Source organism: Hyphomonas sp., assembly GCF_041398385.1.
GTDB lineage: Bacteria > Pseudomonadota > Alphaproteobacteria > Caulobacterales > Hyphomonadaceae > Hyphomonas.
The window spans coordinates 35,622-56,708 of the sequence record NZ_JAWKUW010000004.1 but is presented as its reverse complement, the minus strand read 5'-3'; the positions used below and the strand labels follow the sequence as shown (position 1 = coordinate 56,708).

Genomic DNA, 21,087 nt, shown 5'->3' with positions numbered 1-21,087 from the left:
CGCACCGCCCCTCAGGCAAAAAAATCGGCAATCGCCCGGATCGTGCGCAGTTCTGCAAGAGATTCAGGATCGACTTCCGGAAGATCCGGATGCTGGTCGCGCAGGGCCGACAGGATTTCCACCTGCTTGATGGAATCGACGCCCAGTTCGCCCTCAAGATCCATGTCATCTTCGAGCATATCCGTCGGATAGCCCGTCTTGTCTGCGATCAGCTCACGGACCATGTCTGTAGTGACAGCACCATTCTTCGCCGGGGCCGCGTGATGGCCGTTGATCATCGGGGCGGGCGCCTGAATGGGTTGCGTCGGCACTGTCGCAGGAGCAGGGGCGGGTGCTCCGCCGTCGATCATAGTGGCGATTGAGGCAATTGTGCGCAATTCGACCAGGCGTTCCGGGTCGATTTCCGGCAGGTGCGGCATCTGCTCGCGCAGCGTGGACAGGATTTCGACCTGTTTGATGGAGTCGACGCCAAGTTCCCCTTCGAGGTCCATGTCGATATCCAGCATGTCTTCCGGATACCCGGTCTTCTCGGAAATGATACCGCGGACAATGGCAACAGCATCGATCGCTGGCGCTGCAGGAACGGGCGGCTTGGCGACAACGACCGGGGCGGTCGCTCGTGGCGTGGGGGCCGCTGGCGCCGCTTTCGCAACCGATGCTGGTGCTGCCGGCTGCAGTGGCGGCACACTCGACGCAACGGGCTTGGCGAGCGGCTCAGAAACATGTCCATTCACATAGGGTTCCGGAGCAGGGGCCGGAAGAGGCGCTGGCAACGGTTCCGGCGCGCTAAGGACAGGCGGTGCAATGTGGACAGCTTCCTGCGGAATGCCGGTCAGCACCTGAGCCACGGTGTTCATATAGGCTGTATGAGCCGATGAAGTCATGTGGAGGTATTCCGCATGACGGCGCGAGACTTCCATCATCACGCGCTCCACGGCGCTGCTGCCGTGTACGGAATAGGCGGCCTGTGCCGGAACTTGCGGAGTCGGAAGGCGGGATTGATCAGTCATCTTGGCACCGGCTTGTTTGGGAGGCGGGGAAATGGTGAGGGGTGATGTGGTTGCGGCTACAGGAGCCGCGTCAGGAGCGGCCGCGAGCGACTCCGGGTTTGCGGCGGCACGGCCACTCGCACCCTCAGCGGGCGGATACGGCTTGCCATAATTGGCGCCGGAAATAAGCACGGCGTGTTTCGAAGGCGCTGGCTTTGTGGGCGCTGCCGGCATCTTTGCAAAGAGTCGCGCGAAATCCACTTCAACACCCGCAACGCTCAGCGCGCCGAGTGTGGACAGGAACTGAGCAACGCCATTCATGCGCTTGTTGTCGAGCGCAACAGCCATATGCGGCCGATTGCCCAGCACATCGTCAACAAGCCCGGTAACAACGGAACCGGGACCAACTTCGACGAAGATCCGCGCTCCGTCGGCGTACATGTTCTCTACGAGTTCGCGGAACCTGACCGGGCTGGCGAGTTGTCCGGCAATCGTCTCCGGCAACCTGCTGGCCGGCGCATCATAGGGCAACGCGCTGGCATTGGCATAAACCTTCCGCCTGGGCTTGCGGGGCTTGAGCTTGGCGAGAATCTCCTGGAACGGAGCGACCGCGCCTTCGACAATCCGGGAATGGAACGCCGTCGCCACAGGCAGGAGGCGCGCCTTGAGGCCCGCCTCCGTGCAGGCTTTCACAGCCTGGTTCACAACATCTGTCGGCCCGGACAGGACGGTCTGGCTCGGCCCGTTATCATTCGCCAGCACCAGGTCGGGAGCGAATTTTGCAACAATGCCGGAAACCGCTTCCGCGCTAGCTTGTACGGCAAACATGCTGCCCGACGTAGACTGAGCTGCCTCGGCCATCAGGGCGCCGCGCTCTGCCGCCGCGGTCAATGCCGCCTTCGCGGTGAATGCACCACCATAGTGCAGCGCCATGATCTCGCCGAAACTGTGGCCCGCCGCCATTTCAGCGTCGATCCCTGCGTCGGAGAGTAGCGCAAGATGCGACAGCGCCACTGCCGCAATGGCCGGCTGGGCATGCTGCATCGCAGTCAGGCGTTCAGACTGCTCGCCATGTTCGATCTGGTCGAAAGCAGACGGAGGGAAGGCGAGCCGGTGTAGCTTCAATGGTCCGGTGCGTTCATGGCCGGCCGCTTCGTCCCACGCTTCGCGTGCGCCGGGAAACGCCATCGCAAGATCGGCGCCCATGCCGACATACTGGCTGCCCTGTCCCGAGAACAAGAAGGCGACCTTACCGGGCTTTGCCGGATCCAGCGACACATGAGTTCCCGGCTTCAAGGGACGTTTGCCGACTTCTCCGCGCCGGATCATGTCGGCAAGCGCGCTGGCCTTCGCGGAAAGGTCGGGCGGAGACTCCGCAATAATCGCCGCACGAGCCGGATGCTCGGCTTTGTAAGCGGTATGAGATGCCGAAGCGCGACCGGCAAATGAAGAAGTCAGATCGTCTTGACGCAGAGCATCGATGCTCGAGGCAAGGCTGTCTGCCGAAGGTGCGGACAGAAGGAACAGTTCCGACGGCAGGGTCCGCCAGGGCTGGACAGCGGTCTTGCCGGTGTATTCCTCCAACGTCACATGGAAGTTGCTGCCTCCGAAACCGAAGGAGCTGACGGAGGCGCGGCGCGGCCTGGACGGCGAGGAGATCCATGGACGGGCCTCAGTGTTCAGATAGAACACCGGGCTTTTCTGGATGCTTTCAGCCGGCTCTTCCACCTTGATGGTCGGAGGCATCACCTTACGGCTGAGCGCACTGACAGCCTTGATAAGGCTCGCCGATCCGGCGGCTGCCTTCGTGTGCCCGATCTGAGATTTTACTGATCCGAGCGCACACCAGGGGTCTGCACCGTCTTCATTTTTAAAGACCAGATGCAGGCCCTCAATTTCTGCCTTGTCTCCGGCCTTGGTGCCTGTGCCGTGCGCTTCGACCAGGTCGACGTCCTCGGGGCCGTAGCCTGCCTGTTCATAGGCGCGCTTCAGGGCGCGCGCCTGTCCGGTTGGAGCCGGACTGTAAATGGCTGTTCCCTTGCCGTCCGACGCGCCACCAAGTCCGCGGATCAAGGCGTGGATCGTATTCCCATCGCGTTCGGCGTCGTCGAGACGGCGCAGCGCCAGCATGCCGATTCCTTCGCCCAGCATGGTGCCATCGGCCTGCATTGAAAACGGCCGGCAATCGCCGCTTGGCGACAACGCCGGTGTCTTCGAAAAGCACATGAACATGAGGATGTCATTCAGCGCGTCGACGCCGCCGGTTAGCACCGTATCGGAATCGCCGGCCCGCAATTCATGCAGGGCAATCTGCAAGGCTGACAAGCTCGACGCGCAAGCTGCATCGGTCACATAGTTGCTGCCGCCAAGATCAAAGCGATTGGCCACGCGCCCGGCGATGACATTGCCGAGCAGGCCGGGGAAGGTCGCCTCCTGCCACTCGACATAATGGTCTTCGATTTTCTTTGCGATGTCCTGCACCTGGCTCTCCGCGAGCCCGGCCTGCCGCATTGCATTGATCCATGCGGGCCTCTGGAGCCTCCCGGCCATATGCGCCGTAAGTTCCGTCGCGCTTGCAACGCCAAGAACGATGCTGGTGCGCGACTTGTCGATCTGCCCGCCGGAATCGCGCGCAATATCGTCCAGCGTCATCTGCGCCGCGATCAGCGCCAGCAGCTGTGCCGTATCGGTGCCCTCCATAGCCTTGGGCGGAATGCCGAAGGACATCGGATCGAACGCGACCGGATCGATGAAGCCGCCGCGGCGGCCATACGTCCGGTCCTTCTTTTTCGGGTCTTCGTCAAAATAGTCGTCGATCAGCCAGTGCGTAGACGGAACATCCCGTATCAGGTCGCGACCTTCGAACAGGTCACGCCAGAAGCCCGTCACATCGCCACGGCCGGGGAAGACGGCCCCCATGCCCACGACAGCGATTGGATGAGCGGTCTGTTTCGGCATCAGGCACGTCCTGGTTCAGCAAAGTGTTGAGGGGTGTAGGAGAAGGCGCTCGGCGGCACCGCGACGCCGGAGGCGCGCAGCTGCGCGGCCCGGCTGATCCGGGCGGCACCTTCCATCAGGTTCCAGGCGATCTGTGCGACCGTCCGGTTGGAAATGTCTTCAAGGAAGGTTCCCGCGACCCATTCATTGAATGCGCCCTGCGCAGGGCCGCACCAGATCTGGTAGTCAGCCACGCGGCTCGGGTCGCCGTCACGTGCCCATTGCGCGCCCTGAAAAAGATACCGCCGCGCAACTAGCGCCAGCCGCTTGTTGCCATCCGTCTCGGCTTTGTCTGCCTCTCGCGGATTGGCTTTGCGGATATAGTCGCGCGTATCGGCCCATGCCTTTTCGAAAGGCTCCCCGATCACGTCTTCCAGCCAGACGCGGTCTTTCTCATCCATCGTCTCGAATGCTGCGCCGGCGCGATAAAGCGCGTGGAGTTTCTTCGCGCGCATCGCAAACAGCGTTCCGCGTTTCAGCACCTGTACTTCGACGCCCTGTTCAAACATGTCGGCCGCGGGCGCCATGGCGACGTCCGCCGGGCCGGCCTTCGCCAGCAACTGGCGGGCGGGCAGGGACAGGCCGGATTCGACCGCCGACTGGTTGATGGACCCGGTCAGAACATAAGCGGCGCCCATCTGGAATGCCGCAGCGACCCCATGCGGCGTCGCAATCCCGCCAGCGAGACCGATCCGGACAGTGTCGGGATCTATCCCCGTCTTGGCGGCCACGCGGTCCCGAGCGAGCGAAATGGAAGAAAACAGCGGCGCCGCGGCGCGATTGTCCGTATGTCCGCCACTATCTGCTTCCGCAGTGATCTCGACGGCCACCGGAACCTGACCGGCAAGTTCGGCTTGCTCCGGCGTGATCTGGCCGGCGGCGACCAGTTCCTGCAAGATTTTGGCTGGAGCCGGCGCAATGAACTGTTCAGCCACCTCCGCCCGCGAGACTTTCGCGAACACATGATGACGCCGTTCGATCCGGCCATCGGCCGCTCGCGCAAGTCCCAACGCCGTGAAGCGCACGATGTCGGGCGACAAGCGCATGTAAGCCGACGCCGAAACGCGGTGGACGCCCTCGCGCAGGAAGAGGTCGACGACAGCCGCCTCATAGCCCGGCTGCTGCGGCGTATGGATGAGGTTCGCGCCCCAGGCGATCTGATCGGGTACCAGCTGGCCGCGAATTTCGCGCACCCCGCCCTCGATGACATCTGGCGGCAGGCCCGCACTGCCATAAAAGCCGACACATCCGGCGCGCACCGCTGCGACAACCATCTGAGGCGTCGCGATGCCCCGTGCCATCTCACCGACGACATAGTTGAAGCGCGCCCCATGAGTCGCCGCAAAAGCGCGATCGCCCAGCCATTCAGGATAGATAGGTGGCAGCTCGCTCGCGCCTGCCGCTGCTGCGCCCTTTGCCGGGCGCGCAATGACAGCATCTTCCACCTGGGTCAGCGTCGCTGGCACACGAGGGTTGTCGATGATCGTGTCTATCACGTTCATGCTTTGACATTTCTTGTCTTCTGGACCGCAATCTTCTTAGCGGTCGCTACTTAAAATTAAGCGAATGAAAAACGCTCGCCCCTCGAAAACCCGCCTTTCATCTTCTTTCTGAGCCATTTTTCTAACGGCCAGAAAAGCGAATTTGCAACAGATTCTACAGAAATGCGAGATTCTTAAAATGCCTTTAAGCGGCGCATCAGCCAATCGGGACAATTTGCCACCATAAGTAGCAGGCAATGGCGGAGACGCCCGAAACATTAACAGCGGCCGCTGGACAAGCAGCGGTCTCTGCCGGCATCTGACAGCATGCAAAGCGAAAACACCGCCGGGCGGCAGGGCCCGCTCCAGGATCTCCGCGTCATCGAACTGGGTCAGCTCGTTGCGGGCCCGTTTTGCGGCCAGATGTTCGCCGACATGGGCGCCGACGTCATCAAGGTCGAACCGCCGAACCAGGGCGATCCCCTGCGTGAATGGGGCAGGGAGGGATTTCCATTGTGGTGGAGCGTCTGCGCCCGCGGGAAACGCTGTATCACTCTGGATCTGCGCCAGGATGAAGGACAGCGGCTACTGAAACAGCTGGTCGGTGAAGCCGACTTCCTGATCGAAAACTTTCGGCCCGGAACGCTGGAAAAATGGGGCCTCGGCTATGACGTGCTGAAGCAGGTCAATCCGCGCCTCATCATGATCCGCGTGTCCGGCTATGGGCAGACCGGGCCTTATGCGTCCCGCCCCGGTTATGCATCCGTCGGCGAAGCGATGGGTGGCGTGCGTTACCTGATGGGGGAGGCGGACCGGAAGCCGTCCCGGGCCGGCATATCGCTCGGCGATTCTCTGGCGGGCCTGTTTTCCGCTTTTGGCGCCCTCGCTGCCCTGCACCATCGCGACCGCACGGGCGAAGGCCAGATGGTCGACACCAGCATCTACGAGTCGGTGCTCGGCTTCATGGAAGGGCTCGTGCCGGAATACCAGTTTGAAGGATACACGCGGGAGCGGTCAGGCTCTGTCCTGCCGTCGATTGCGCCGTCTAACATCTATGATGGCAGCGACGGCATGGTCATCATCGCAGCCAACCAGCCAACAGTGTTCGCCCGGCTCTGTAAGGCTATTGGCCAGCCGGACCTCAAGGACGATCCGCGCTTCTCGACCCATGCCGGCCGGGGCGCCAACATGGCTGCGCTGGACGGAATTATCCAGGCATGGACCTCTCAGCGGACCATCGACGAAATCGAGGCCACCATGGTCGCGGCATCCGTGCCGGTCGGCCGCGTTTTCCGCGCCGCCGACATGCTGGAAGACCCGCATTATCAGGCGCGGCAGAGCCTCATTGAGGTCGCGTCCGAGCGTTGGCCCGGCATCATGCAGCAGGGCGTGGTCCCAAAGCTCTCGGCAACGCCGGGCGGTGTGCGCTGGGCGGGCCCCGACAGGCTCGGCCAGCACACGGCTGAAGTGCTCTCGGAAATCCTTGAACTGACCCCGGAACAGATCGAAAAGCTCGAAAAGAGCGGGATCGTCTGAGCGCCTAGCGGGCGGTCATGCCGCCATCGACGATGAATTCTTGTCCCGTCGCATAGCTCGACCTGTCCGAAGCCAGGAAGACGATCATGTCCGCGATTTCCCCCGGCCGGCCGGGGCGGCCCATCGGCGCGACGCCTGCTGCGAGCACGTTTACGTTCATGGCGTTAGAGCCTTCGGGTTTCAGCGCCGCCGCCATATCCGCCGGCATGCTGTCGGTCGCTGCGGTGATGGACTTCTGCCAGATCGGCGTGTCGATGATTCCGGGATGAACCGAATTGATCCGGATATTCCAACCGGCCTGTGCGCACTCCACCGCGGCGGATTTGGTGAACAGGCGGACTGCACCCTTTGACGTACAGTAGGCACTAAGCCCAGCCGAGCCTCTCAGCCCGGCCACGGAAGACAGGTTGATGATCGAACCGCCGGTATCCTTCATCCTTTGAATGGCCGCACGGGTGCCGAGGAAGACGCTGTCGACGTTTACGCGCATCTGGCGCTGCCAATCGGCGAGCGTAAGGTCAATTATGGCACCCCCTACGGCAATGCCTGCGTTATTCACCAGGACGGTGACGGGCCCCAATTCATCCCCCGCCGTGTCGAACACAGTTTCCCACGCCGCCTCGTCGGTCACATCCTGCGCTAGGGGCAGGGCCTTTCCGCCGGCCTCGCCGATCGTCGCCGCCGTGCCCGCCAGTCCTTCTGCGTCGATATCTGTAATAACGACGGCAGCTCCCTCAGCAGCCAGCGCCAGTGCCGCCGCCCGGCCGATGCCGCTTCCGGCGCCCGTAACGAGCGCGACCCGTCCCTCAAGAAGCCCCATCTTTTCCTCCCGTGTGTCCTGTTCTCTCTTGTGTAGCAGCTGCGCTGCTTGACGCCACTGTCAGATTGGTGTTTTACCCGCTCCTTCATGACGGGTAGGTGCGGAGCCGCCGTTGTAATCGTGGACAGGAATGAGCCAGTCCACCGGCCCGCGCTGACAATGAGGTACTACAATGTCACGTCGCCATAGCGCGAAGTACAAGATCGACCGCCGTGTTGGTGAAAACATCTGGGGTCGTCCGAAATCTCCGGTCAACAAGCGCAACTACAAGCCGGGCCAGCACGGTCAGAACCGTCGCGGCAAGACGTCCGACTTCGGTATGCAGCTCATGGCGAAGCAGAAGCTCAAGGGCTACTACGGCGACCTGACCGAAAAGCAGTTCGCGCGGACCTATGAAGAAGCTGCCCGTATGAAGGGCAACACCGCCGAGAACCTGATCGGCCTTCTGGAATCGCGCCTAGACGCGATCGTCTACCGCGCCAAGTTCGTTCCGACGATCTTCGCTGCCCGCCAGTTCGTGAACCACGGCCATGTGCTTGTGAACGGCCGCCGCTGCAATATCGGTTCGGCCCGCCTGAAGCCGGGCGACGTCGTCCAGGTTCGCGAGAAGTCGCGCAACATGGCGCTGGTTCTTGAAGCTCTCGGCAGCCCTGAGCGCGACGTCCCGGAATATGTCGAAGTCGACCCGAAGGCGATGTCCGCCACTTACACGCGGGTTCCGGAACTGGCTGATGTGCCGTATCCGGTGAAGATGGAACCGGCCCAGGTGGTCGAATTCTACTCCTCGTAAGAGACCTGTTTTTCTTGAACTTTCCGAAAGGCCGCGCCAGACTGGTGCGGCCTTTTCTTATGGAGTTTGCCTGCGCATGGACATTCCCAGCATTTCTTCGGTCCGAAAGCATCTTGTTGCTGCGCCCGGAAAGCCCTTTGAACTCAGCAAGCGCAACACCGCTGACCGGTCGCTGTTCGAGGACAAGTCGATCGCAGAAACCAGTCTCAAGAAGGACGCGGCCGTCATCAACGAGCTGAAGGACATCATGTATGCGGAGGGGAAGCGCTCCGTCCTCGTGATCCTTCAGGGCATGGACACATCAGGCAAATCCGGCACGATCAAATCCGTGTTTGCCAACACCACGCCGCTTGGCATGGAGGTGAAGGCCTTTAAAGCGCCCAGCACCAACGAACTGGCGCGGGATTACCTCTGGCGCGTCCACAACGCTGTTCCGAGGAAAGGGAATGTCGGCATCTTTGACCGGTCCCATTATGAGGACGTGCTGGTGGCAAAAGTCAGGAACTTCGCCAGTCCCGAAGACATCGAACAACGCTACGATCAGATCAACGACTTCGAAAAGCACCTGATCGAGAATGGCGTCTCGATTGTGAAATGCATGCTCCACATCGGTTATGAAGAGCAGGGGGCGCGCCTGGGTGAGCGCCTGGTCGAAGCGCACAAGCTCTGGAAGTTCAATCCGTCGGACCTCGACGACCGAAAAAGATGGCCCGAGTTCATGGCGGCATACGAAACGGCGGTTCAGCGCTGTTCGACGCGCCATGCGCCCTGGTACATCATTCCGGCCGACAGCCGCACGCGGCGCAACGCGATGATCGCGCGGCTGGTCAGGGGCACGCTTGAGGACATGAAGCTCAAGTGGCCGGATCCAAAGCTGAATCCGGCCGACTACGACATCGGCTAGTCGTTGTAGCTGGTGCTGCCACCGCTGATCGATTTGTTGGCGTTCCGCACGCTGGGCGAGCCCCAGATGTCGACACTTCCGCCGCTGGATGTCTTGCTCGTCGCAGACTGGCTCGCAAAAGCGTCCGCCGAACCGCCGCTGGACGCAGCCGCGGTTACATTCTGGCATTTGAGTTCGCGGGCACCGGCGCTGCCGCCTGAGCTTGCCTTGATCACAAGGTTTTTGCAGGTGCCGGCGACGTCAACCGATGCGCCGCTCGACACTTTCAGCGCGAAAGCATCAGCATTGACGCCAGTAGCATCGACAGATGATCCCGAGCTCGCCTCGATCGCATTCAGGGCCGGGCCGCTGACACGTACCTTCACGCGAAGGCGGTCACCCCACCCGGCTTTCGTCTTTCGCGATATCGACAGGCGCTCGCCGGACTGATTGATCTTCAGATCCTCCGGGCCGCCTTTCTGAAAGTCTGCAACGACGGAATAGTCGGACGACGGCGAATATTCGACCTCTATGCCTGCCGCGACATCAAGTTCACTGAAGCCACTGAAGCTGTAGGTCTGGGTTTCTCCGGCAGATGCCGAAAGCGCGAACGCAAGTGCAGCGGCCGCCGGAATGATGAGAAGACGTGGGGTCATGGCTGGATCCTGTCCGTTAGCTGATGATGTCGACGTCGCCGCCGCTGGATTCCGAAACGTCACGGCTTGCCGGGCCGCCGCGGACCACGATGTCCGAACCGCTGCTTGCGGATGCCCGGACACTGTCTGAGGCCCGTGCATCAATGTCGGCGCCGCTGCTGCCCGACGCTTCGACGCTGATACAGGAAAGGCTGCCCGCGGAAACGTCCGCGCTGGAAGACGCGGAAACGACCAGTGAATTGCAGGCGCCGGACAGTTCCACATCTGCGCTGGACGAGGCATCGATGACGAAATCAGCAGCAGCCTCAGAAACCAGCGTCACATCGGAACTGGATGAAGCGTCAATCGATACCCGACCGGCGCCGATGACGCGGGCTTCGAGATCGCCGCTCGATGACGCATCGATCGTCAGTGCTTCGGCGACCAGATCGCTGGCAAGAACATCCCCGCTCGAAGACGCAGCCAGCTTTGCGGACGTCGACGTGCCGCTCACTGTCAGCGTGCCGCTGGACGAGGCCTTGCCGGCAAACTCTCCGGCGACAATGTCGGCCGCCGTAAGGCTTGCCGAGCTGCTCGCCTGCGCGGACTTGAGTTCAGGGCCGGAAACGCGGACGACGTAGTAGGGAACCTTCTTGCCGTTGACTTTGACGGTCTTGCGGCCGTCATTCATGTTGATGGAGGTTCCCTTGAACCATCCTTTCTTGTTGCGGACGCTGTTGCGGGACACCACCAGCGCGTCGCCCTCGAATTCGATATAGATATCGCTGAAATCGCCTTCTGCCTGCTCGACGACAATCGACGGCGACGCGGCGCGTTCATAGATGACATCGACCGCCGCCTGGGCTTCGATGGCTTCAAATGCCTTGGCATCGAACGTCCTGCTTTCAGCGAAAGCGGCCGGGACAGTGAGGGCTGCAAAAGCGGCCAGACAGGTTGCGGTTCGGATCATGGAGTGCCTCCTTGGGATTGGCGGCACTATGGGTTATCGAAATACGATAAGTCAACATATTGTTTTTCAATAAGTGCAAGTTTCTGATGAAACTGGATTTTTTCCCTTATGCCGGGCTGGCGTACAGGTCGTAGTCGTCAGCGCCGTGGATCCGGGCGGGGATGATGTCGCCCGGCTTCCGGTCTCCGGCTGAGTCGAGATAGACGACCGCATCCACTTCCGGCGCATCAGCACGGGTCCGCGCGATCAGAAGGCCTGCCTCGTCCGACGGTCCGTCGATGATCACATCCTGAACGGTCCCCACCTGCGCCTCGGCGCGCGCGGCCGAGACTTCGGCCTGCACCTGCATGAAGCGGTGCCAGCGATCTTCCTTGACCTCTTCCGGAACATGATCCGGCAGGGTCCGGCTGTCGGCATGCGCGACATTCTCATAGCGGAAGCACCCGGCCCGATCGATCTTCGCTTCACGGATGAAATCGAGCAGGATCTCAAAGTCTTCCTCAGTCTCGCCAGGAAAGCCTACGATGAAAGTCGAGCGGATCGCAAGGTCCGGCACATCGCGGCGCCACTGCTGGATACGCTCCAATACGCGGTCCTGTTTCGCCGGCCGCTTCATCGCTTTGAGAACATTTGCCGAAGCGTGCTGGAAGGGAATGTCGAGATAGGGGGTAATCAGGCCTTCCGCCATCAGCGGAATCACCGCGTCGACATGTGGGTAAGGATAGACATAGTGCATGCGCGTCCATACGCCGAGGCTGCCCAGCCCCTTGGCGAGATCCAGGAAGCGAGTCTCATATTCCGTCCCGCGCCAGACTTCCGGCTGGTACTTCACATCAAGGCCGTAGGCGGACGTATCCTGGCTGATGACCAGAAGCTCTTTCACGCCCGCCGCAACCAGCTTTTCCGCTTCCGTCAGTACGTGATGGATGGGCCGTGAGACGAGATCGCCGCGAAGCTTTGGAATGATGCAGAAGCTGCACCGGTTATTGCAGCCTTCGGAAATCTTCAGATAGGCGTAGTGGCGGGGCGTCAGCCGCAGGCCCGCTTCCGGCACAAGATCGAGATGCGGATTGTGCGGCGGCGTCAGATGCGTGTGCACTGCGTCCATCACCGCCTCGTACTGGTGCGGGCCCGTCACCGCCAGCACCTTCGGATGGGCCTTTTCGATCACGTCCGGCTCGGCGCCAAGACAGCCGGTGACGATGACCCGTCCGTTCGCCTCGATCGCTTCACCGATCGCTTCCAGGCTCTCATCGCGCGCAGAGTCGAGGAAGCCGCATGTATTCACCAGCACGAGGTCCGCGCCGGAATAGTCGGGTGCGATCTGATAGCCTTCGGCCCTCAGCCGCGTGATGATCCGTTCGGAATCCACGAGGGCTTTCGGACAGCCGAGAGAAACGATTCCCACTTTCGGGGCACGAGGACGAATAGGGGCAGGGCCGGTCTGGCTGGTCATGCCGGCTCTGCTATCTTGAAAATGTCACGCAGGAAAGCGGCAGGTTTCAGAGTGCGCTGAACAGAAATGCGCTGCTGCGGTGCACCAGCATCCCGGATTCTTCAGGTTTGAAGTCAGGCGTCCGCCAGTTCGATGCCTTTTTCCTTCAGGAAATCGCGCAGTTCACCGCTTTCGAACATTTCCTTGACGATGTCACAGCCGCCGACGAATTCGCCCTTTACATAGAGCTGAGGGATGGTCGGCCAGCTGGAATAGGCCTTGATGCCTTCACGGATTGCCATGTTCTCAAGCACGTTGTTGGAAACGTATTCGACGCCGAGATAATCCAGCACCTGAACCACAACAGACGAGAAACCGCACTGCGGGAAGGTCGGCGTTCCCTTCATGAAGAGGACGACGTCATTGGTTTTGACGGCGTTGTCGATGGCGTCGATCGTTGCCTGGTCGGTCATGGCGGTGTCTCCGTATTGCTCTGGAGAGATGGGAGGACACCTTCGGTCAGGTCAAGGGGCGGTATGCGCGCACCGGCATTAAAAGTTTCTCGGGGTTCAGTTTGTGTTTACCTCGTCAGGGCACCGTTCAGCTCAATCGGAGACTGGAGGGAATGCCCATGAGGACGCCTGCAGTAGTAATTGTTGGTCTGATGCTGGGCGGCCTTTTGTCAGCAAGCGCCGAGGAAACCCGGACCATTGCCATTTCGGAAGACGTTCCGGTGCTTGCACCGCTGCCGCAATCAAGCGATGTCCTGATCCTTGCCCGGCCCACCGTGCCTGTAGCGAAACAAACAGATCTCGAACTCGACCACATTCCAGCATCCGCGCCTGCAAAACGTAACCTGCTCGATGCTTTGCGCCCTTTCGGCAACGCCTTTTATGTCAGCGGCGGCACCTATAATGGGGGGAAGACGGTAGGGCTGGGCATGCCGCAGAGCCGTGATGTGAGCCTCGGCACTGTCGCATTCCCCGCGGAAACCTATGGCACGCCCGAGAGCCGCGTGGGGTTTCAGGAAGTCGTGCCGTTTGTCGGCGGGACCATGTCCCGGTCGTTCGACGCCAACGGGCAGTGGGACATGAAACTGCTTGCCGGGGCAGCCTTTTACGGCAACCGCGATGCCCGTGCCTTTTCGTCCGATACGCTTACACAGGGCCGTGCCGAGCGGGTCTACGACGTTCAGCCCATGGTCCAGCTCGGCGTCTCTTACAAGTTCTGAAGGCTCACCCCGCAAAAGCCAAGCCGCCCCGGAAAATGTCTTTCCGGGGCGGCTGTATTCAGGTGAAGGTCGGATCCGGCGGGCTTACCAGCCGCAAGTCTGGCCTTCGTTCTGCTCCTTCAGATAGGTCATCAGCGGATCGAAGTATTCGATGATCGCGCTGCCATCCATTTCGCGGGTGCCGGTGAATTTCTCCAGCGTGTCCGGCCAGGGCTGCGACATGCCGGCTTCAAGCATTTCGTTGAAACGCTCACCCACTTCCTTGTTGTCATAGATCGAGCAGCGGTGCAGCGGCCCGTCCCATCCGGCCTGCTCACACGCTGCCTTGTGGAACTGGAACTGCATCACATAGGACAGGAAGTAGCGCAGGTAGGGCGTGTTTCCGGGGATGTGATACTTCGCACCCGGATCGAACGCATCGGCGGGGCGGGGAGCTGGCGGCACGATACCCTGGTTCTTCAGGCGCAGGGCCCACCAGGCCTCGTTGTAATCTTCCGGCGTTGTCTTGCCGTTGAGCACGTCCCAGCGCCAGCCATCCACCGTGATGGCAAACGGCAGGAAGGCGATCTTGTCGAGCGCCGTCTGCATCAGGAGGGCCGTGTCAGCATCGGGCCCCGGCTTCTCGTCGGCTGTGATCAGTCCGATCTGCTCCAGGTATTCCGGCGTGATCGACAGGCCGATGAAATCGCCGATGGCTTCATGGAAGCCGTCATGGGCGCCGTTCTTGTAAAGGAAAGGCTGGTCCTTGTAGGCGCGCTGGTAGAAATTGTGACCGAGCTCATGGTGGACGGTGTAGAAGTCCTCCGAATTGATTTCGGTGCACATCTTGATGCGCACATCGTCCGCATCGTCGAGATCCCATGCAGACGCGTGGCAGACGACTTCCTTACCTTCCGGCCGGGTGATCATCGAGCGCTCCCAGAACGTCTCCGGAAGCGGCGCAAAGCCCAGCGATGTGAAGAAGGCTTCGCCCGTTTCCACCATTTTCACAGGCGTATAGCCGCGCTCGTTCAGGCGTTCGGTGAGATCATAGCTGGGGCTCGGCGTGTCGGGCTTCACGATGTCATAGATCGACGACCATTGCTGCGCCCACATATTGCCGAGCAGGTCAGCACGGATCGGCCCGGTCTTGGGCTGCACCTCGTCACCATAGGCAGCGTTCAGCTTCCAGCGCGTGTAGCAGTGCAGTTCCTGGTAGAGCGGCTCCACCTGGCCCCACAGGCGCTGGACTTCCTTCTCCATCTCTTCCGGCGGCATGTCGTAGTTCGACAGCCACATCCGGTCGAGGCTGGAATAGCCAAGCTCCTGCGCGCCTTCATTGGCGAGGCTCACCATGCGGGCATAATCATCCTTCATGGCAGGGGAGACAGTCCGCCAGCCTTCCCAGACGGCTTTCAGTTCGGCCGGGTCACGCGACGTCTCGATAATGGTCGACGCCTCGTCGAGATTGATCATCTGGCCCTTGTACTCGAACTTGCCCTTGCCATAGGTCGAGCTGAGGCCCGTCGTGATCGTCGAGAGCTCCTCGGCGGCGCCTTCGCGGGACGGTGCAGGAATGGTGATCGAACTGCGCAGGATGCGGATTTTGCGCGCAGCGTCATAGGGCAGGACGTCGACATTGAAGCGCTTGGACTCATTGGCGAGGTCGACCGCCAGTTTCGTCGCCTTCGCGCCCGCTTCGGCGGCGATGGCATCGGTCTCGTCGGTAATGTTGGTTTCCTGGTTCCAGTAGGCCTGTGCGGCTTCCTTGTTCATTGCGGCGAGTTCGTTTTCCGCACGTTCGACGAACGCTGTGGCTTCAGCGATTTCTGCTGAATGGTCGACGGCGGCTGCCTCGACAGCGGCCTTCTCGTCCGCCGCAGGTTTTGCGGTGCAGGACGAAAGCGCAACGCTCAGCGCAAGCGCACTGGCGGTCATGATAAGTCTGGACATTGTGGTCGGCTCCTTGGCTCCGATATGGGCCGGAGAAGACCGCGATGCGGCGCCAAGGTCAATCAGGCCGACTGCACCTCAGGGTGCGCGCGTCTTGAGGGCCAGGGCGTGCAGTTCGCCGCCCATCGTGCCTTTCAGCGCTTCATAGACCATCTGGTGCTGGCGCACCCGCGTCAGGCCGGCGAACTGCGCGCTCACAATCTCTGCCTGCCAGTGGTCGTTATCTCCTGCGAGATCCGTCAGCGTGATTTCAGCATCCGGAAACGCCTCTTCGAGATAGGCCATCAGGGTTTCGCGCGGCATTGCCATACTGGGTCTCCGTTCATTCCGGCTGAGACGTGGACGCTGGGTCTGGCAAGGTCAAGTCGCCAGCTGAGCGCAGGACCGCCCATTGCGCGGGTCGGAAACCGGACTATCAAGGACCGGACAGGAATCCGGAGACGCATATGCCCCGCAGACAAATCATCCTGCTGACCGGTGTCATGGCTGTGGTGGCGTTGGCGCTTGGCTGGCTGCTTCTTTCGATTGGACGAGCCGGCGACGAAACCGGACAGGGCCCGGCCGTGCACAGCGATGTCATCGATGCCGGGCTCCTCCTGCACTTGACCCAGACGCTCGCCGATGACTCCCTTCAGGGCCGCGGCATGGGTACGCCGGGCGGGGAAGCGGCGCGCGGCTTCCTCCACAAGCGGTTTGAAGAGTCGGGCCTGAAACCCGTTGTCGGCAATTCCTACGAACAGTCCTTCTCGGCCATTCCCCCGGCTGATGCGCCGTCCGGCTTCCCGACGGAAGGCGCAAATCTTCTCGGACTGGTCGAAGGTGCCACGCCAGGCGAGGGGAGGATGATCGTGGTCACCGCGCATTACGACCATCTCGGCGTGAAAGATGGCGAGATTTACAACGGCGCGGACGACAACGCCTCCGGTGCGGTAGCACTGACCGCTGTGGCGGATTATTTCGCGCATCATCCACCCGAACATGACCTTCTCTTCGCCCTGGTCGATGGGGAGGAAATCGGCTTCCTCGGCAGCCGCTACCTCGTCCGCTCGGGTGCGCTCGATCTTTCGCGCGTCGCCCTGAACATCAATTTCGACATGGTCAGCCGCTCCCACGTGGACGAACTCTACGTCGCCGGCGCCGGGCACTCGCCGGGCCTTGTGCCTCTGGTCGCTGAGATTGAGGCAAACGCCCGTGTGACGCTCCTGACGGGCCACGACTCGCCGGATCTTGGCCATGACGACTGGACCCTGCAGTCAGACCACGCCGCCTTCCATGAGGCAGGAATCCCGTTCCTGTATTTCGGCGTGGAAGACCATCCCGACTATCACAAACCGACCGATGATTTCGACAAGATCCCCCAGGATTTCTTCGTCAGATCGGTCGAGACTTTGGTGCTGGCCGTGAAAGAGGCTGACGCCGAACTCGACTCACTCGACATGACACCTGCCGCAGCTCCCGCGGCCCAGCCCTGAAAGACGACCATGAGCGACACGGTTTCCTTCATCCTTAAGTCTTCCACCACGCAAACAATCGGCGTCCTGAAAAGCATTCTCGCAAAGCTGGCCGCGCACGCAGCCGCAACGAGCGTTGAGGAAGCCGTCTTCCTGTCAGCACGGCTCTACCCGGACATGCTGCCACTGACCCGCCAGGTTCAGATTGCCTGCGATACGGTTGCGCGTGGTGCAGCCCGTCTGGCGGGGCTCGACATGCCGAGCTTCCCTGACACGGAAACGACCACAGCCGAACTTATCGCGCGCTGTGACAAGACGCTGGCCTATGTTGCAGACGTGTCCGATGCGGCGATTGACGCAAACGAACGCGTGACCCTGCAGATCCCGATCGGACAGGCGACGATGCCCATGGAAGGGCGTCAGTACCTTTCAGGCTTCATCCTGCCGAACCTGCATTTCCACGCCACGATTGCTTACGGCCTCATGCGGTCGCAGGGCGTTGCGCTGGGAAAGCGGGATTTCCTCGTGCCCTGAGCCGAGGGCTCAGTTCACCGCATTCATATAGCCCGGCAGCCAGCCTTCATGCGCCTCACGCAGCCTTGCGAGCGGCAGGCTCATCAGCTCGCGCCCGTCGCTCGGCTCCTGGATAAAGACGAGACTGTCGCCGCCGGCCTTGCCGCACCATCCGGCATTGATGCCGGCTGAATTGCCCAGCTCCACGATCCGGGGAAGGGCGGCCGGATCGACCGCCAGTACATAGCGTGCCTGCGCCTCGCAGAAGAGGTCGGCAAAGCCGCCCTCAGCCGGGCTGATATCTTCCACCGACAGCGTCACACCCATCCCGCTCGACAGCGCGAGCTCGGCTGCGGCGCATGCCACACCGCCTTCACTCACGTCATGGGAGGCATGCACCAGGCCCTCGGCAATCAGATCACGGACGAATTCCGAGTGGTCCTTTTCCTTTTCGAGGTCGACCCGCGGCGGTGCGCCAAGATCGGCACCCTTCAAGCCCAGCCACTGGCGCGCATAAAGGCTTGCACCGAGTTCGCCGGCCGTATCGCCGACAAAGACGAGCACATCACCGTCGCGCATGCCCTTGAGCTTCGACGTCTTCGAGAGGTCTTCGATCAGCCCCACGCCGCCGACAACCGGCGTCGGCGGAATGGCAACGCCGTCTGTCTCGTTGTAGAGCGACACGTTCCCCGAGACGACAGGGAAGTCGAGCACCCGGCAGGCTTCCGCCATGCCTTCGATCGCCTTGACGATATAGCCCATCGTGTTCGGCTTTTCCGGATTGCCGAAATTGAGGTTGTCCGTGATCGCAACCGGCAGTGCGCCGACAGCGGAGAGGTTGCGATAGGCTTCCGCCACGACTGCCTTGCCGCCTTCATAGGGATCTGCCGCCACATAGTGAGGATTGCAGTCCGAACAGATGGCCAGCGCCTTGTTCGTGCCATGCACGCGCACGATCGCCGCGTCGCCGCCAGACTGCGAGGAGTCCACCGTGTCACCCATCACGTGCCGGTCATACTGTTCCCAGACCCAGCGCTTGGATGCCATGTCCGGCGAGGACATCAGCTTCAGCATTACGGCGCCAAGATCATCCGGCGCCGGATATTTCGAAACATCGAACGGCGCACGTTTCGGCGGCTCGTTCCAGGGGCGGTCATAGTTAGGGGCATCCTCGCCGAGCGGGGCAACCGGGATGTCGCACACCACTTCGCCGAACTGCGTCAGCACGAGATGTCCGGTATCGGTGGTCTCGCCGATCACTTCGGCATCGAGGTCGTACTTGTCGAAGATCGCCTTTGCCAGCGCTTCCTTGCCGGGGTTCAGCACCATGAGCATCCGCTCCTGGCTTTCCGACAGCATGATCTCATAGGCGGTCATGCCGGTTTCGCGCTGGGGCACCTTGTCGAGGTCCATCAGGATGCCGACGCCGCCCTTGTCCGCCATTTCGACGGAGGAGGAGGTGAGGCCTGCCGCGCCCATGTCCTGGATCGCCTGAATGGCATCCGTCGCCATCAGTTCGAGGCAGGCCTCGATCAGTAGCTTCTCCGTGAACGGATCGCCGACCTGCACGGTCGGGCGCTTCTCTTCGTCGCCTTCGGAGAATTCGGCTGACGCCATGGTGGCGCCGTGGATGCCGTCGCGGCCCGTCTTGGAGCCGACATAGAAAATCGGGTTCCCCGGCGTTGCGCCGCGCGCATAGAAAATCTTGTCCTGGTCGGCGAGGCCGACGGCCATCGCATTGACGAGGATGTTGCCATTATAGCCTTCGTCGAACTGCGTTTCGCCCGCCACAGTCGGCACACCGACGCAATTGCCGTAGCCGCCGATGCCCGCGACAACACCCGCCACGAGGCTCCGTGTCTTCGGATGGCTCGGATCACCGAAGCGCAGGGCATTCACCAGCGCCACGGGCCGCGCGCCCATCGTGAACACGTCGCGCAGGATGCCGCCCACGCCCGTCGCCGCGCCCTGATAGGGTTCGATATATGAGGGGTGGTTGTGGCTCTCCATCTTGAAGATGGCTGCCTGTCCGTCGCCAATGTCGATCACGCCGGCATTCTCGCCCGGCCCCTGGATCACGCGGGTGCCTTTGGTCGGGAATTTCGACAGGTGACGGCGTGAGGATTTGTAGGAGCAGTGCTCCGACCACATCACCGAATAGATGCCGAGTTCGACAAGATTCGGGTTGCGCCCGAGGCGGCTGACCAGCCGCTCCCATTCGTCTTGCTTGATGCCATGTTCGAGGCCGGCAGCCTCGTCCTGTTCGGCCTGAAGGTGGGCGAGGATCGCGGTCGTGTCAGTCATGGCGCGCCTTTAGCGGCAAAACCGCCGAGTCGCCAGTGGCTTGTTCCCGTGGGGGCTCACATCCGCAGGTGCTGAAGGACACCGTCAATCTCGGCGAGGTGCCGGGCCTTTTCAGCATCGGTCAGGAAGCTCGCCGTAAAGCTGTTGCGGGCAAGCTGCACCACATCGTCACCGTCGAGGTCCAAGGCTTCAGCAATAGCTGTGTAATTCTTCCCCACATAACCGCCGAAATAGGCCGGATCGTCCGAATTCACCGTCACGAGCAGGCCCTCGTCCAGCTGGGCCTTCACCGGGCTCTTCTTCAGGTCATCGATGACGCACAAGGAGAGGTTCGAAAGGGGACAATTGGTCAACGGTATCTGGGTCTCACGCAACACTTCGATCAGCGCCGGGTCTTCCATTGAGCGGTTTCCGTGGTCGATCCGGTCCACCGCGATGTCCAGCAGCGCCTCGCGCACATATTCCGGCGGTCCTTCCTCGCCGGCATGCATGCACAGCTTGAAGCCCAGCCTGCGGCATTCCTCGAACAGGCGCGCAAACTTCAGGGGAGGGTGCCCCACTTCGGAGCTATCGAGGCCGACGCCGACGAACTTGTCGTGCCACGGCTTCGACTCTTCCAACAGGGCAAACCCGTCTTCCTCGCTCAGGTGCCGCAGGAAGCTCATGATCAGCTTCGAAGTTATCCCCAGCTCCCTTTGCCCACGCTCCAGCGCCGCAAGAATACCATCCGTCACCGTGCCGAAGGCCACGCCCCGCTCGGTATGCGCCTGTGGATCGTAGAACATCTCGACATGGCGCACATTGTCGGCCTTGGCGCGCGTCAGATAGGCCCAGGTCAGGTCATGGAAGTCCTGCTCGGTGCGCAGCACATTCATGCCCTGATAGTAGAGATCCAGGAATTCCTGCAGGTTCGAGAAATCGTAGGCAGCCCTGGCGTCTTCGAGCGTCTTGAAGGGAATGTCGATCCGGTTGCGCTCGGCGAGGGCCAGCATCATTTCCGGCTCGAAACTGCCTTCGATGTGGAGGTGCAGCTCTGCCTTGGGAAGGCGGGCGATCAGGTCGGCATGTGCGGACATGGGAGGCGCTCCATCAGCTCAAACGGTCGCGCTTACCGTTGCTG

General features: G+C 61.5%; 17 protein-coding genes. 6 read left to right on the top strand and 11 right to left on the bottom strand.

Features of this window, described 5'->3' with window-relative positions; translation table 11 throughout:
• Nucleotides 1-11: 11 nt before the first annotated feature.
• Both R3C13_RS09420 and R3C13_RS09415 read right to left on the bottom strand, forming a co-directional pair.
• Nucleotides 12-3,947, bottom strand: a complete 3,936-nt coding sequence (locus R3C13_RS09420) for a beta-ketoacyl synthase N-terminal-like domain-containing protein (protein ID WP_371310567.1) — start codon at nucleotides 3,945-3,947, stop codon at nucleotides 12-14.
• Entirely contained in the window at nucleotides 3,947-5,488 is a 1,542-nt protein-coding gene (locus R3C13_RS09415) for a PfaD family polyunsaturated fatty acid/polyketide biosynthesis protein (RefSeq protein ID WP_371310566.1), read from the bottom strand. Before R3C13_RS09415 ends, R3C13_RS09420 begins: the two co-directional genes overlap by 1 nt.
• 306 nt (nucleotides 5,489-5,794) lie before the next feature.
• Between R3C13_RS09415 and R3C13_RS09410 the strand changes: the two genes are divergently transcribed.
• Nucleotides 5,795-7,003, top strand: coding sequence for a CaiB/BaiF CoA transferase family protein (locus R3C13_RS09410; RefSeq protein WP_371310565.1), 1,209 nt, complete (start codon nucleotides 5,795-5,797; stop codon nucleotides 7,001-7,003).
• Nucleotides 7,004-7,007: 4 nt separating this feature from the next.
• On the opposite strand, the gene R3C13_RS09405 is transcribed toward R3C13_RS09410, so the two are convergent.
• Complete coding sequence (locus R3C13_RS09405) at nucleotides 7,008-7,823, bottom strand: SDR family NAD(P)-dependent oxidoreductase (RefSeq protein ID WP_371310564.1); 816 nt, start codon at nucleotides 7,821-7,823, stop codon at nucleotides 7,008-7,010.
• Nucleotides 7,824-7,995: 172 nt separating this feature from the next.
• On the opposite strand from R3C13_RS09405, the gene rpsD reads away from it, so the two are divergent.
• On the top strand, nucleotides 7,996-8,613 hold the full coding sequence (rpsD, locus tag R3C13_RS09400; protein WP_371310563.1) for a 30S ribosomal protein S4: 618 nt from the start codon (nucleotides 7,996-7,998) through the stop codon (nucleotides 8,611-8,613).
• 76 nt (nucleotides 8,614-8,689) lie between these two features.
• Nucleotides 8,690-9,517 carry a PPK2 family polyphosphate kinase gene (locus R3C13_RS09395; protein WP_371310562.1) on the top strand — a complete coding sequence of 276 codons (828 nt, stop codon included), beginning with the start codon at nucleotides 8,690-8,692 and terminating at the stop codon, nucleotides 9,515-9,517.
• Here the strand turns inward: R3C13_RS09395 and R3C13_RS09390 are convergent.
• The 4 genes from R3C13_RS09390 to grxD all read right to left on the bottom strand — a co-directional run bounded on the left by R3C13_RS09390 (nucleotide 9,514) and on the right by grxD (nucleotide 13,009).
• On the bottom strand, nucleotides 9,514-10,152 hold the full coding sequence (locus tag R3C13_RS09390; RefSeq protein ID WP_371310561.1) for a GIN domain-containing protein: 639 nt from the start codon (nucleotides 10,150-10,152) through the stop codon (nucleotides 9,514-9,516). The two genes, R3C13_RS09395 and R3C13_RS09390, sit on opposite strands and share 4 nt — an antisense overlap.
• A 16-nt stretch (nucleotides 10,153-10,168) precedes the next feature.
• Entirely contained in the window at nucleotides 10,169-11,101 is a 933-nt protein-coding gene (locus tag R3C13_RS09385) for a GIN domain-containing protein (RefSeq protein ID WP_371310560.1), read from the bottom strand.
• A gap of 106 nt (nucleotides 11,102-11,207) precedes the next feature.
• Nucleotides 11,208-12,557, bottom strand: coding sequence for a 30S ribosomal protein S12 methylthiotransferase RimO (gene rimO / locus R3C13_RS09380; protein ID WP_371310559.1), 1,350 nt, complete (start codon nucleotides 12,555-12,557; stop codon nucleotides 11,208-11,210).
• Between the two features lie 113 nt (nucleotides 12,558-12,670).
• On the bottom strand, nucleotides 12,671-13,009 hold the full coding sequence (grxD, locus tag R3C13_RS09375) for a Grx4 family monothiol glutaredoxin (protein ID WP_371310558.1): 339 nt from the start codon (nucleotides 13,007-13,009) through the stop codon (nucleotides 12,671-12,673).
• Between the two features lie 158 nt (nucleotides 13,010-13,167).
• On the opposite strand from grxD, the gene R3C13_RS09370 reads away from it, so the two are divergent.
• A complete protein-coding gene (locus R3C13_RS09370) occupies nucleotides 13,168-13,767 on the top strand; it encodes a hypothetical protein (RefSeq protein ID WP_371310557.1) in 600 nt (199 codons plus the stop codon).
• An 84-nt stretch (nucleotides 13,768-13,851) separates the two neighbouring features.
• On the opposite strand, the gene R3C13_RS09365 is transcribed toward R3C13_RS09370, so the two are convergent.
• Nucleotides 13,852-15,699, bottom strand: coding sequence for a M2 family metallopeptidase (locus R3C13_RS09365; protein ID WP_371310556.1), 1,848 nt, complete (start codon nucleotides 15,697-15,699; stop codon nucleotides 13,852-13,854).
• Nucleotides 15,700-15,777: 78 nt separating this feature from the next.
• Nucleotides 15,778-16,008 (bottom strand): BolA/IbaG family iron-sulfur metabolism protein, encoded by a 231-nt coding sequence (locus tag R3C13_RS09360; protein ID WP_371310555.1) that lies wholly within the window; start codon nucleotides 16,006-16,008, stop codon nucleotides 15,778-15,780.
• Nucleotides 16,009-16,145: 137 nt separating this feature from the next.
• Here R3C13_RS09360 and R3C13_RS09355 point away from each other — a divergent pair, with 137 nt between their 5' ends.
• Together R3C13_RS09355 and R3C13_RS09350 are read left to right on the top strand one after the other, a co-directional pair.
• A complete protein-coding gene (locus tag R3C13_RS09355; protein ID WP_371310554.1) occupies nucleotides 16,146-17,171 on the top strand; it encodes a M28 family peptidase in 1,026 nt (341 codons plus the stop codon).
• Between the two features lie 9 nt (nucleotides 17,172-17,180).
• On the top strand, nucleotides 17,181-17,684 hold the full coding sequence (locus R3C13_RS09350; protein WP_371310553.1) for a DUF1993 family protein: 504 nt from the start codon (nucleotides 17,181-17,183) through the stop codon (nucleotides 17,682-17,684).
• A 9-nt stretch (nucleotides 17,685-17,693) separates the two neighbouring features.
• Here the strand turns inward: R3C13_RS09350 and purL are convergent, their stop codons facing one another.
• Entirely contained in the window at nucleotides 17,694-19,967 is a 2,274-nt protein-coding gene (gene purL / locus R3C13_RS09345; RefSeq protein ID WP_371310552.1) for a phosphoribosylformylglycinamidine synthase subunit PurL, read from the bottom strand.
• A gap of 56 nt (nucleotides 19,968-20,023) precedes the next feature.
• The gene (locus tag R3C13_RS09340) at nucleotides 20,024-21,043 is read right to left on the bottom strand and encodes an adenosine deaminase (RefSeq protein WP_371310551.1); all 1,020 of its coding nucleotides are present in this window, start codon (nucleotides 21,041-21,043) and stop codon (nucleotides 20,024-20,026) included.
• Nucleotides 21,044-21,087: the final 44 nt, after the last annotated feature.